The organism is Paraliobacillus zengyii (genome assembly GCF_003268595.1).
Taxonomy (GTDB): domain Bacteria; phylum Bacillota; class Bacilli; order Bacillales; family Amphibacillaceae; genus Paraliobacillus_A; species Paraliobacillus_A zengyii.
Map to the genome: position 1 here is coordinate 335323 of NZ_CP029797.1, position 13760 is coordinate 349082.

The 13760-nt window shown below is 35.2% G+C and carries 13 protein-coding genes; 9 read left to right on the top strand and 4 right to left on the bottom strand.

Translation table 11 applies throughout. From position 1 onward, the window contains the following. The first annotated feature begins 63 nt into the window (after nucleotides 1-63). On the top strand, nucleotides 64-1386 hold the full coding sequence (locus DM447_RS01750; RefSeq protein WP_232824292.1) for a nucleotide sugar dehydrogenase: 1323 nt from the start codon (nucleotides 64-66) through the stop codon (nucleotides 1384-1386). A gap of 169 nt (nucleotides 1387-1555) precedes the next feature. Then, entirely contained in the window at nucleotides 1556-3271 is a 1716-nt protein-coding gene (locus DM447_RS01755; protein ID WP_112179550.1) for an IS1182 family transposase, read from the top strand. On the opposite strand, the gene DM447_RS01760 is transcribed toward DM447_RS01755, so the two are convergent. Beyond that, nucleotides 3233-4213, bottom strand: a complete 981-nt coding sequence (locus DM447_RS01760) for a hypothetical protein (RefSeq protein WP_112179552.1) — start codon at nucleotides 4211-4213, stop codon at nucleotides 3233-3235. The genes DM447_RS01755 and DM447_RS01760 overlap by 39 nt on opposite strands. Nucleotides 4214-4436: 223 nt before the next feature. Between DM447_RS01760 and DM447_RS01765 the strand changes: the two genes are divergently transcribed. From DM447_RS01765 to DM447_RS01795, 7 genes are all read left to right on the top strand, one after another. Then, nucleotides 4437-5138 carry a BMQ_0737 family morphogenetic spore coat protein gene (locus tag DM447_RS01765; protein ID WP_112179554.1) on the top strand — a complete coding sequence of 234 codons (702 nt, stop codon included), beginning with the start codon at nucleotides 4437-4439 and terminating at the stop codon, nucleotides 5136-5138. Between the two features lie 127 nt (nucleotides 5139-5265). Beyond that, nucleotides 5266-5826, top strand: coding sequence for a hypothetical protein (locus DM447_RS01770; protein ID WP_112179556.1), 561 nt, complete (start codon nucleotides 5266-5268; stop codon nucleotides 5824-5826). A 22-nt stretch (nucleotides 5827-5848) separates the two neighbouring features. Beyond that, the gene (locus DM447_RS01775) at nucleotides 5849-6106 is read left to right on the top strand and encodes a hypothetical protein (protein WP_112179558.1); all 258 of its coding nucleotides are present in this window, start codon (nucleotides 5849-5851) and stop codon (nucleotides 6104-6106) included. A gap of 84 nt (nucleotides 6107-6190) precedes the next feature. Then, nucleotides 6191-6877 carry a lysozyme family protein gene (locus tag DM447_RS01780; protein ID WP_112179560.1) on the top strand — a complete coding sequence of 229 codons (687 nt, stop codon included), beginning with the start codon at nucleotides 6191-6193 and terminating at the stop codon, nucleotides 6875-6877. 81 nt (nucleotides 6878-6958) lie between these two features. Beyond that, a complete protein-coding gene (locus DM447_RS01785; RefSeq protein WP_112179562.1) occupies nucleotides 6959-7897 on the top strand; it encodes a nucleoside hydrolase in 939 nt (312 codons plus the stop codon). 12 nt (nucleotides 7898-7909) lie between these two features. Beyond that, nucleotides 7910-8857 carry a nucleoside hydrolase gene (locus DM447_RS01790; protein ID WP_112179563.1) on the top strand — a complete coding sequence of 316 codons (948 nt, stop codon included), beginning with the start codon at nucleotides 7910-7912 and terminating at the stop codon, nucleotides 8855-8857. 164 nt (nucleotides 8858-9021) lie between these two features. After that, a complete protein-coding gene (locus DM447_RS01795; protein ID WP_269813837.1) occupies nucleotides 9022-9837 on the top strand; it encodes an AAC(3) family N-acetyltransferase in 816 nt (271 codons plus the stop codon). 38 nt (nucleotides 9838-9875) lie between these two features. Here DM447_RS01795 and DM447_RS01800 read toward each other — a convergent pair whose 3' ends face one another. The 3 genes from DM447_RS01800 to DM447_RS01810 all read right to left on the bottom strand — a co-directional run bounded on the left by DM447_RS01800 (nucleotide 9876) and on the right by DM447_RS01810 (nucleotide 13689). Further along, on the bottom strand, nucleotides 9876-10679 hold the full coding sequence (locus DM447_RS01800) for an SDR family NAD(P)-dependent oxidoreductase (protein ID WP_112179565.1): 804 nt from the start codon (nucleotides 10677-10679) through the stop codon (nucleotides 9876-9878). A 118-nt stretch (nucleotides 10680-10797) separates the two neighbouring features. Next, nucleotides 10798-13395 (bottom strand): bifunctional acetaldehyde-CoA/alcohol dehydrogenase, encoded by a 2598-nt coding sequence (gene adhE, locus DM447_RS01805; protein WP_112179567.1) that lies wholly within the window; start codon nucleotides 13393-13395, stop codon nucleotides 10798-10800. Nucleotides 13396-13458: 63 nt separating this feature from the next. Continuing rightward, entirely contained in the window at nucleotides 13459-13689 is a 231-nt protein-coding gene (locus DM447_RS01810) for a hypothetical protein (protein ID WP_112179569.1), read from the bottom strand. Nucleotides 13690-13760 lie beyond the last annotated feature (71 nt).

Below are 13760 nucleotides of genomic sequence, written 5' to 3' on the forward strand. Positions count from 1 at the left end.
TTGATTCAGTCAAATCTCATATAAAGAAGTAGATTACTATAAATTAGAGAGGATAAATTTGGTATGAAAATTAAAACGGATTCAAATGATCATGTAGTGCAGATGAGTGAAAAGACAATTGGGGTAGTTGGACTTGGTTATGTTGGCTTACCAGCAGCAATCTGTTTTGCTGAGAAGTATCAAGTTATCGGATATGATATTAATGTCAATAAAGTTGAAGCGTTGATAAATGGAAAAGATGAAACGGGTGAGGTAACAAAGGAGCAGTTGCAAGAAACAACGTGTATATTTACAACAGAAGCTGAAAATTTGAGGGCTTGTGACTTTATAGTTGTAGCTGTTCCGACACCGCTTGACCAGGAGAATAAGCCTGATCTATCTTATGTGAAGGACGCAACAAAACTGATTGGAAGAAACATGAAACAAGGTGCAATTGTTATTTATGAATCAACAGTTTATCCTGGTGCAACAGAAGAAATTTGTTTACCACTATTAGAAAAAGAATCTGGATTAACAATAGAAATGGACTTTTCAATAGGGTATTCACCTGAACGAATTAATCCTGGAGACAAAAAGAATACATTTAAAACAATTGGAAAAGTAGTTTCAGGATATAACGAAAAAACTACAAAAAGTATAGAACTGTTATATGCAAGTGTCTTAGAAGCTCCCGTTTATCGAGCAACATCGATTAAGGTAGCTGAGGCATCAAAAGTGGTTGAAAATACGCAAAGAGATATTAATATAGCTTTTATGAATGAGTTAGCGATGCTATTTGATCATATCGGGATAAATACAAACGATGTGTTAGCTGCTTCACGAACAAAATGGAACTTTCATCCCTTTACACCAGGTTTAGTTGGCGGACATTGTATTAGTGTAGATCCTTATTATTTAATTGAAAAGGCTGAGCAAATGGGTTATTCACCAACCTTTATGAAAGAAGCGAGAAAAATCAATGCTTTTATGCCTCGATTTGTAATTGATAAAATTAAACACTATAGTCAACAGCAACAAATTGAATTACATCAGTTAAGTGTCAATATATTAGGAATAACTTTCAAGGAAAATGTACCAGATTTAAGAAATTCTAAAACATTCGAAATCGTAAAAGGGCTACGAAATTTAGGCGCGCACGTTACTATTAGTGACCCACATGCAAGTGGAAAAGAGGTAATGGATATTATGGGGGAGCCGCTTATTCCATTTCAATCATTACCAGAGGCGCATATCAATTTACTTGCAGTTCCTCATCTTGCTTTTAAAGATCAAATCACGCATTCTTATAAGAAGTTATTTGTAAATGATCAGGGATTAATGATCGATCTAAAAGGATTTTTATCCCCAGAGAAATTTCCTGATACAATTGAATGGTGGACACTATAAGTAAAGAAAAAGAGGCTGGGACAAAACTCAGATAAACAATAAAAAGTTGCATCTTCCAACGGTAGTTGGAAGATGCAACTTTTTTATAAAATCGAAAATTTTAGTAAGTAAAAAAGGATACCTTCTGATAAAATTAAAGTACCACACAATAACAATCGGAGGTATCCTTATGTTTAAAGATTATAACATGAATCAAGTAATTCTGCCGTTAGATTTTGAAATGAAATTACAAAAAAATGATATTGCCTATACGATCCATGACTTAGTAGAACAAATACCTGATAAAGCATTTTCTGTTTTCTTACATGAAACAGGTTGTCCTCCTTATCATCCACGCATGATGATGAAGGTTATTTTATGTGCTTACACGCAATCTGTTTTCTCTGGAAGAAAAATTGAATCATTACTGAAAGATAGTGTACGCATGATGTGGTTAGCGCAAGGTTATGAGCCAAGCTATCGAACGATTAATCGTTTTCGAGTCAATGAAGAAGTACAAGAACTGTTACGCCAATGTTTTGTACAATTTCGATGCCAACTGGTGAAAGAAGAGCTGATTGACCAGGAAGCGATCTTTATTGATGGCACCAAAATAGAAGCAAATGCCAATAAATTTACGTTTGTTTGGCGAAAAGCGATTGAAAAATACAGTGCGAATTTGGTGGAGAAATCAAATCAACTGTACGATGAATTATTGGCAAACGAAATTATTCCAGAAATAGAACGCGAAAGTACGGAAGAACTATCCACTAAAGAACTCGAAAAAGTAGTTGAGAAACTAGAGAAGACCGTTGAAGGATACGACAAACAGATCGAAGAAAGTAAAGATGTCAGCAAACGAAAGCAGCTTCGCTCTGCAAGGAAAACACCAAAAAAATACCGCAAACAGTTTAAAGATTACGTAGCACGCAAACAAAAATACGAAAAGGATAGGCTTATATTTGAAGCGCGCAATAGTTATTCAAAGACAGACCATGATGCCACCTTTATGCGCATGAAAGACGATTATATGAATAATGGCCAATTAAAAGCAGGTTACAATGTACAAATTGCGACCGAAGGACAATATACACTCGCATATGACGTATTTCCCAATCCAACTGATGTACGCACATTCACTCCTTTTCTAGATAAAATCGAGGAAAGCTTCTTTGAACTTCCCACATATATCGTAGCTGATGCATGGTATGGAAGTGAACAGAATTATGAAGATGTCCGCATTAATCGGGAGCGCATCCCGCTGATTACATACAATAGGTATCGAAAAGAGAAGACAAAGAAATATAAGCAAGACCCTTTTAACACAATGAACTGGGCGTATGATGAAGCGAGTGATTCTTTCCGTTGTCCAAATGATAAAAAAGTGGCTTTCCAGTATCTATCTAATCGAACAGGTAAAGATGACTTCACCCGATCCTTTAAAGTCTATGAATGTGAAGACTGTTCGGATTGTCCGTTGCGTTCCCACTGTACAAAAGCAAAGGAAGGAAATAATCGAAAAATTTATTATAATGAAAAATGGGAACAACAAAAAGCATACACAAAACAGCAGCTTTCAGAAAAAGAAACCGGTAAAATCTATGGCAAACGAAAAATAGATGTAGAACCAGTCTTCGGATTTTTGAAGGCTAATTTGCGTTTCACTCGTATGTCAGTAAGAGGCAAGAAGAAAGTGGAAAATGAATTAGGATTTGCATTCATGGCGGTGAACTTGAGAAAGTACACGGCTAAGCATGCGCATGGTGCAACAAATCCTGAAAATAATCCAACAAAAAAAGATTCCGACCATCTTCCTAAGATGATCGGAATCTTTTTCGTTATTTTGGCTAGTTATGTCCCAGCCTCTTTAATCGAGGGATTTGACTTTATTCCAGAGCTTTTTTAAAAATGTCTCTGTTTCTGGTACGACTTCTTTTTCAATGGGATCGTTATTAATAGTATTTTCAATTGTTTCTTCTTGAACTGTTTCTACTTTATCAGTAATTAGAGGACTAGTTTCTACTTTTTCCTCTGTTGGTATCTTTTCTTTAATCAGAGGTTCTTTCTCTTTATTTAACCGAGGATTAAAACTAGTTGCCTTTTGAAGTTGATTTTGTTTAATTTTTTGAATTGTTTTCATTTTTTGGTTAAAAATAGAATTTTGTTTTAAATCATTTTCTTCATCTTTTAGGTTATTTTCTGGGAGTAAATAAGCTGACTTATAAGATTGTAAATCTTTAAAGTAGAATTGCTTTGGTTTTTGAATTGGCTCAATTTCAGCCGTTTTTTCTACTGGATTTTCTTTAATTTCTGGTTTTACTTCATTCTCAGATCGTTGAATAACAGATAAAAATTGCCCTTGACTTACTTCCTTGCTTTCTCCAGCGACATTAGAAGGATTTTGTGATTCTTCTGTCTTGTTTGTATTAAAATTATCCATGATATCAAACACCTCCTTATTTGCAGCGTTTTGATCAAGCATCATCAATACATCAGAAAGATGATAAATTAGAAATAAATGACGTTGCAACTCTTTTGTAACCGTATCCTGAAGTTGTTGGATAATGTTATTAGTAGTTGAAGAACTGTTATTAGTGAATTCGTTTCTTAATCGTTTGTTTTCTGCAATAATTTCTTGAAGCTCATTCTCCTTGTTAGTTAATTGATTATTTAATTTTTCTATTACCACTGTTTGTTGGTTAATTTTCTCGGTCAGATTTTCATTCACCTTTTTTGCCTGACTATATTCTCTACTTATATCATTAATTTGATAACTTTTAATTAGCTTTTTATAACGTTTTTGTTTTTCTAATAGGTAATTCATATCCATGCCTTGTGAATACTTCAATGCCTGTCACCTCTGGAATTACAAGTATGTGATAGTATATGTTTTTTAAAAAGGAAATGTGTCCTATAAATATAAGAAAAGGAATTAATACATTTGACTATGGGTATAGCGCCCTTTTTTTAGCAAAATCAGAGAAAACTAGACCTTTGTACATGGCACAATCGGGTGATTGACATACTTTGATATTGACTTAAAAATAAATTGAGTAAAGGAGTTAGATAAAATGCAGAGTCAATCATCGCAAGGAGCACAGGAGCTTCTTTGCTTTAATGCAGAAAAAGTATATGACTGGGTTATTTTACAAGAGACTGTTAATCAAATTATATCTGCAGAAGAGATTGGTGTATTACCAATTGATCCTGGAGATCCAGCAGTAAGCAATTTAACTACTACGTGTTATTTGGTAGATCCTATAACAGGAAACCCATTACCACCAAATGCTTTATTAGAGGTGGTAGAATCAGATGACAGACAAGATAGACAATTTATAATTGATGGTTGCCAAGTTACGTTACAACGCGTTAGCTTTGTCAAAACACTTAACGTTGTAATTGAATTTAGTGGATTTGATGGAACAACACCATTCGTAGAAATATCCAATGCAATTGAGATAGAAATACCTGAATCAGTATTTCTTTGTGCACCAGAAGGAACAAGATTAGTCGTTCGCTTATCTGATGTTAGTTGTAGTGCTAGTGTTAATATTGTAGCTGGTACGCTAGAAAGCGTTAATCTTTCTTTAGATGTTTGTCAAAGCGTACAAAGCGTTGCTGATGTAACATTAGAATTAGTTGCAGATTTCTGTGAACCACGTGATGTATTAGTGTCAGAGGAATGCCCTTCGCCGGTCATCCCGCCACAGTGTCCAGTTGTATTTCCGGGTATCACACACCCTCATAAACCTATACCGAAAAGTATAGACTAATTATTTCTTACTATATAGAGCTATATTTCATTTACGTGAAATATAGTTCTCTTTTTTTATTATATTAATTTTTTCCTAGGCTGTTACATAAGAATATATAGATGTAATTTTACGAGGAGGTTTTATAATGAATGAAACGGAAATATTGCAAAACAAAATGTTGGAATGGAATAAACAATCAGAAGCATATCTTAAAAAAATAGAAAAAGAATTAGAACAATTAAATAATATGGTATTACCAACAACAGATAATGGTCTAATAGCCTACTACACCTATTCGTTTAATATCACGTATCGCGAGGCTGAAGAGAATCTTATCATTGGTAACCTTCATGTGCAAAATAGAACAAACGAAATGGTTAACAATCTCTCTATTTGTCTACTAATACAAACGACAGATAGCTATCAATTTTCAGGTAAGTATACAACTGTAAATAGTGGCCCGCAATCAAAATCCGATGCCGTGTATTGGAAGCGTATTGATATGGATGAGGAAGAAGGAGCGTATTGGTTTACACTGATGGAAAATAAAACATTGGCACCTTCTGAAACAATTTCATTTTCTGATTTTTCACTTGCTTGGGAACAGGGCAGGAACTTCTCTTGTAGAGTTAATGGACTTATATACACAGAGAAAGAAGAAGGAATAGCGGCATTAAACGCAATTAATATACATACAGAGATCTAATTTCGGAATGGAGGTTTTAGGTGTGAATGAAGATGTCTTGTGGAGTTTAATTGAAAATGTAACAAAAGAGCATATTGATAATCTGGGGGGGAATAAGACAGTAGATGATGCAATCTTATTATTGCTGATCCAATTAAAACGCCGTTCCAGCTCAACTGAACAACGACTAGAAGATAAGGTGGTAAACTTGGATGTAATCGATCAATTAATTGAAAAAAATAGACTTCAATTTGAGAATGTTTTGAAGTTAATAGCTAACAAAAAAAGTAGAACGAACTAGTTCTACTTTTTTTGTATAAATAATGCCGCTAGTAAACAAAGATGCTACAATAATAATAGTTTATTAGTTAAGGTGTGGGTTAGTATGATGCGAAATAAGTTTACTAGAAAAACTAAAAAGTGGCTAAAAGCTACCCTGTTGACAGGGGCTGTTACAGCTTTTGTGGCTTTTGTATTGGTTGTTGTTATGATTTTGGCAAATTATGTACAAGAAGAAGAAACAAATTCAATTCCAAATAACTTGACTGAATCTGTTGTTTCTTACCAACCGTTAATAGAGCGACACTTGAAAGAAATGGGTAAAGAAGCGTATACGGCAGTCATAATGGCATTGATGATGCAGGAATCAGGTGGTAGAGGAAATGATCCGATGCAAGCGTCTGAAAGTTATTGTGGTGAGATTGGTTGTATTAGTGATCCAGAGGTTTCAATTGATAAAGGTATAGATTATTTTGTTAATGTCTTAGAAAAAACAGACGGTGATGTGAAACTCGCCCTACAATCCTATAATTTTGGTGAAGGATTTATTGATTACGTTAAAGAAAATGGTGGAAGCTATACACAAGTATTAGCAATAGCTTTTTCTAAACTGAAATATGAAGAATTAAAAGATACAGGGGATTATAGCTGTATTCGAACAGAAGCGGAAGCATATGATGCCTGTTATGGTGATATTTATTATGTCGATGCGGTAATGAGTTATTACCCAAGTGCACTAGCAAAGACAAGTGAAACGGTTCAAGTTGCACAGATCGGTCTTGAAACAAATTAGATAATAATGTCGAATTTTGCAAAGAAAATATAGTACAATATAATATAAACCAATTAATTATAGTAAAGGGGACAGAAAAACATGACAAACAAAGTTTATTTTAATCACGATGCTGGAGTGGATGATCTAGTATCCTTGTTTTTACTTACACAAATGGAAGATGTTGAATTAACTGGCGTCTCCGTTATACCGGCAGATGGTTATTTGGAGCCTGGTATAAACGCTAGTCGTAAAATTATTGATCGATTTAATGCTTATTCAGTAGAAGTAGCAAAATCAAATTCTCGTGGAGAAAATCCATTTCCAAATGATTGGCGTTTACACACGTTTACAGTCGATGCATTACCTATTTTAAATGAGAGTGGTGAAATGAAAACACCATTGAGTAATTCATATGCGCATCAACACATGATTGAAAAATTGATGGAAACAAAAGGAAAGACAACACTATTATTTACGGGTCCTTTAACAGATCTTGCTCGGGCACTAGATGAAGCACCAGAAATAGAAGATAAAATTGAAAAGTTAGTTTGGATGGGTGGAACATTTCAAGAAGTCGGTAATGTGCAAGAGCCAGAGCATGACGGAACAGCAGAATGGAATGCCTTTTGGGACCCAACAGCGGTCCAACGAGTATGGGCAAGTGGGCTAAAAATAGAAATGATCGCTTTAGAAAGTACACAACAAGTACCTTTAACATTAGATGTACGTCAAAAATGGGCATCTCTACGTAAATATCAGGGTGTTGATTTCTTGGGTCAATGTTATGCTGCGGTACCACCACTAGTTTATGGAGAAACAAATTCCACGTATTATTTATGGGACGTGCTGACGACTGCTTTTATTGGAAAACCAGAACTAGTGAAAACAAAATCAGTAATGAGCACTGTATTGACAGAAGTACCTAGTCAAGGTAGAACGGTAGAATCTGAATCTGGTCGTGAAGTGAGTGTAGTATATGATGTTGATGCAAGTGATTTCTTCGATTATTTAACGAGTCTTGCACAGCAGGTTAAATAGGGGGTAAAACAGATGAAGCAAGTGATTATTGATACGGATACTGCTGGGGATGATACAATCGCAATTCTGATGGCTCTTCATCATTTTCAAGTCGAAGGCGTCATGATAACAGGAGGAAATGTTCAATTTGACCAACAAGTTGAAAATGCCCTTTATACTATTGAAGTTTCTGGAAAGGGTGGCCAAGTTCCAGTATTTAAAGGGCACCAAGGGCCGATTTTACAACTTGGTAAAGCGCAACATCGTACGGTAGAAGATGTACATGGTTCAGATGGTATGGGTGGCGCGAATTTTCCAAAGGCAAGACAAAAACCTGAAACACAACATGCAGTAGATTTTTTAATTGAAAAAATTCATGCTAATCCAGGAGAAATATCATTATTAGCAATTGCACCTCTGACTAACATTGCAATGGCACTAAAAAAGGATCCATCAATTGCGACGGAGATAAAAGAACTCTTTATTATGGGTGGCACAAATAACTATTTAGGTAATATCACACCTGCTGCTGAATATAACTTTTATGTTGATCCAGAAGCAGCGCGAATTGTTTTACACTCGGGTATACCGATGACAATGGTTGGTTGGGAAATGTGCACGCAATATTCTATTATGAATGATGCGGATCATCTTGATATAGAAGGACTTCGAACCAAAGGATCAGAATTTTTTATTTCGGTTAATCAAGTTGTGAAAAATTTTAATAGAGATGTCCATCGCCTTGAGGGTACAACACATCCAGATACGCTGTTAGTCGCGATAGCTGCTCAAAAGCAAATAATGAGAGAAGCTAATACATATTATGTTGATGTTGAAACAAAAGGTGAGTTTACAAGAGGTTATAGTGTAGTTGATATTAATAGTAGGTTAAACAAAGAACCTAATGTACGTGTATGTGAAGTAGTTGATCGTGCATTATTCAAAGAGTCGTTGTTAAATTGTTTGAAAGCAATTGAATAACATAGACTAATCGTTGAACTGTTTTAAGTTCGGAGTATCGCTGTTATATTGTATAGTTACCAAGACTTAAGTCTGTGAGAGTTTGAATTAGAAAGTAGCAGAAGGTAATGAAACAGCTATTTGATTTATAAAATAAACTTAATTAATTGAAAAGTGATGAGAATATGATGGGTAGAGTCCTAAAAAGAACAAAGGATATACGTACGAAAGAAACTTTATCTTATGACTTGCAAAATTTAGGTTTAAAAAAAGGAATGACTATAATTGTGCATTCTTCCTTATCCTCACTTGGTTCTGTGAAAGGCGGTCCAATAACAGTAATCCAAGCAATAATGGAGATTTTAACAGAAGAGGGTACGATAATGATGCCAACCCAATCTGTCGATTTATCTGATCCGTCTAGTTGGGATCAACCGTCTGTACCTGAAAAAAAATGGGAAGAAATTCGTAAGGCTATGCAACCCTACCATCCACTTTATACACCGACGTCATATATGGGTAGAATAGTGGAGGTGTTTCTCACTTGCCCAGAAGTAAAACGAAGTAGTCACCCCAATTATTCATTTGCAGCTTGGGGTAAGTATAAAGATAGGTTAATAAACAACCATGAATTGAATTATGGATTAGGAGATACATCCCCGCTTGGTAGATTATACGATATAGACAATGCCTATGTATTGTTGCTGGGTGTAGATTATGCGAGTTGTACAGCTTTTCATTTGGCAGAATATCGGATACCTTACCAAAAGATAATTAACCATACAGCTCCTATTTTAGAAGATAACAAAAAGGTATGGAAAACGTATCAAGAATTAGAATTCAGAGGCAGTTTATTTACTTATTTAGGAAAAAGTTTTGAAGATGAAACTTATGTAAAAAAAAGAAAAGTTGGTTCTGCACAAGCGCGACTCTTTCAAGTGAAATGTGCGGTAGATTATGCGAAATCATGGTTAACTATGCGGGATCATTATAATAAATGAAGAGCTACTGTCTGAACCAGTGCTCTTCATTTTCATTTTTAACGCATGACAGACCCTCCAGAAATCTTAACGGATTCACCCACGATATTGGTAGCTGCATCAGATGATAAAAAAGCTATTGTGTTGGCTACTTCTTCAGGTGTTGTAATTCTTCCAGAAGGTAAGCTTTGACAAGCTTTTTTATATTGTTCTTCAAAAGAGCGATTTTCACGATCTGCCTTATCCAGAATTGCCTGTTTACCCATTTCAGTTTCCACATAACCTGGACATACAGCATTTACCCTTATGCCATCTTGAATCGCTTCAAGAGCAAACGATTGTGTAAAACCAATTAAAGCAAATTTTGAGCCACAATAGGCAGTTCCACCAAATGTTCCGCGTAAGCCTGATAAGGAAGCGACGTTTACAATTACGCCTTCTTTTTTCTGTTTCATTTTTTTGAAAACTTCTTGTGTCAATAAAATAGGAACGGTATAGTTTAGATGCATTGTCTCTTCCAGTTGTGATTGAGAGATTTCTTCTACTTTGCCATTTCCTAAAATTCCAGCCGAGTTGATCAAGATTGATATATAACCAAATGTTTTTTCAGCGTTCTCAACTAGCTGCATACGTTCCTTGTCGTTTGTTAAGTCTGTTACTTGAATGAAGATATTTGCATCTGGATCTTTAATAAGTATTTCGTCTCTTAGTTGTTGTAACTTTTCTTTTCTTCTTCCTGTGATGGTTACATTTGCACCCATTTGAGATAGTAATAGCGCAGTAGCATAGCCAATACCCCCACTTGCTCCAGTTATTAAAGCATGCTTATTTGATAATGAATGATTGGTGAAGATACTACTCATTTCATGTTACTCCTCTCGATTTTTATATTGGTTAGATTAACACGAAAAACTTAAAAATAAAAACGGTATGATCTAAGATGATCATACCGTTTTGTATAGTAATGGAAGGAGTTTAGTCTTAACCTTTAAACGTATTGCGATATACTTCTGCTAATTCAGTTACAAGCGGTAATTTTGGATTAGCTGTAGTACATTGATCTTCAAATGCACGGTCAGCTAAATAATCTACTTTGGCTTCGAATGCTTTTTTGTCGACACCATTTTCCGCAATACTCATTGGTATATTTAAATCTTTTGCTAATTTATAAATTGCTTGAACTAAGCTTTCAACGCCTTCTTCAGTTGTTGTAGCTGGTAATCCTAACACTCTAGCAATATCGGCATAACGTTGGTCTGCAACAAAGTTTGTATATTTAGGGAATGAAACAAACTTTGTTGGCTTTTTGGCGTTATAACGAATAACATGTGGCATTAAAATTGCATTTGCACGACCGTGAGCAATATGGAATTCTGCTCCTAGTTTATGAGCTAAACTATGGTTAATACCTAAGAAAGCATTAGCAAAAGCCATTCCAGCTATTGTAGATGCATTATGCATTTTCTCGCGTGCTAATTCATTGCTTCCATCTCTATATGCAAGTGGTAAATATTCAAAAACTAATTGTATTGCTTTAATTGCTAGCCCATCAGTATAATCATTTGCCATATTAGAAACATACGCTTCTATAGCATGCGTTAATACATCCATTCCTGTGTCTGCTGTAATAACCTTTGGTACTGTCATAACAAATTGAGAATCAATTATAGCTACGTCGGGTGTAAGCTCATAGTCAGCCAACGGATACTTAATGTTATTCTCTTTATCTGTAATAACAGCGAAAGATGTTACTTCTGATCCTGTACCAGATGTAGTAGGAATCGCTACAAATTGTGCTCGGTTACCCAATTCAGGATATTTGTATACACGTTTGCGAATGTCTAGGAACTTCTGCTTTAAACCGTTAAAATCTGTTTCTGGATGTTCGTGGAATAACCACATGCCTTTAGCGGCATCCATTGCAGATCCTCCACCAAGTGCGATGATACAATCTGGTTGAAAAGTATCCATTGCTGCTGCACCGCGCATAACTGTATCTTTAGATGGATCTGGTTCTACATCAGAAAAAATTTCACAGTGGACATAATCAGAACGTTTTCGTAGGTAATATAGTACTTTATCTACATAACCTAGTTCAACCATCATTGGGTCAGTTACAATAAATGCTTTTGTGATATTAGGCATTTTAGATAGATACTGCACAGAATTTTTCTCGAAATAAATTTTTGGTGGAACTTTAAACCACTGCATATTAACATTCCTTTTTGCCATTTTTTTAACATTGATTAAATGTACTGCACCAACGTTTGAAGATACTGAGTTTCCGCCATAAGATCCACAACCAAGTGTTAATGAAGGCATATATGCGTTGTAGATATCACCAATTGCGCCTTGGGAAGAAGGGGCATTGACAATAATACGACCAGCTTTCATACGTAAACCAAATGCGTCAATTACATCTTGATTATTTGAATGGATAACAGCAGAATGTCCTAATCCACCAAATTCTAACATTTGTTCCGCTCTATCTAAACCTTCTTCACTATTGTTTACTTTATAAGCAGCTAATACTGGGCTTAATTTTTCACGAGATAATGGGTGGTCCGGACCAACTCCAGTTAACTCAGCTACTAATATTTTTGTTTCTTCTGGAACTTTAATACCAGCTAATTCAGCAATTCGTGCTGGTTTCATTCCAACAATAGCAGGATTTACTGCACAAGTATCCTCATTTATTACTAATTTTTCAACTTTAGCTTTTTCAGCTGGTGTTAAGAAATGACAGCTATTATAAACCATTTCATTTTTAACTTCTTCATATATCTCTTTATCAATAATAACCGCTTGTTCTGAAGCGCAAATCATGCCATTATCGAAGGTTTTAGATAAAATCAAGTCATTGACAGCACGTTTAACATTTACTGTTTTTTCAAAGTAACATGGTACGTTACCAGCTCCAACTCCTAATGCTGGTTTTCCAGAACTATAAGCGGATTTCACCATTCCAGGCCCACCAGTAGCCAATATTGTTGCTACACCGTCATGTTTCATTAAAGTTTGTGTTGCTTCGATTGATGGTTTCTCAACCCATTGGATACAATCTTTTGGTGCTCCTGCTTTCACAGCAGCTTCGTAAACGACTCTTGCAGCAGCTGAACTAGATCTCTGTGCAGAAGGGTGAAAAGCAAAAATGATAGGATTACCAGTTTTAATAGATATAAGTGATTTAAATAAAGTAGTAGAAGTAGGGTTTGTTACAGGTGTAACCCCAGCAACTACACCGATTGGTTCAGCGATTTCTACTACACCATCTTGTTCATTTTCGCTAATTACGCCAATTGTTTTGTCGTTTTTGATATTGTGATAGACATATTCAGTAGCGAATAAATTCTTGATGATCTTATCTTCATAAACACCACGTTTTGTTTCTTCTACAGCAAGCTTTGCTAATTGCATGTGTTGATCTAAACCAGCAAGTGCCATTTCCTTTACTATATTATCAACTTGTTCTTGATTTAATGTTCTCATTTCAGTTAAAGCTTGTTGTGCATTCCTAACTAATAAGTCAATACTTTCCGTAACGGTAACTTCTGATTTCTGTTCTGTTTTGGCAACCATGTGAATCCCTCCTAATATTTATGTGAAACAATGAGCAAGTAAGGTCAAAAAATAATTCGTTTATTAAGCAATTACTGATGGATGACGGGGAATCTTAACAAAAGATACATCATTAATCATTCGTGTGTTTGCTTTAATGATCACCACATTGTTTTTTGTCCAAATATAGTGTGGAATATCTTTTCCGTCTTCTAAACACAATGCTTCAAAGACATCACCAATTTGTTCTTCAAAACTTTCTTGTGTGTAAAAATCAGCATCTGTTCCAAAGTCTTTCCATTCATTTAATATCACTTTTATCACTCCTTTGCTCTTTCTGATATCATCATAACACCTGTTAGCGTTTACAAAACATTAGGTTTGTG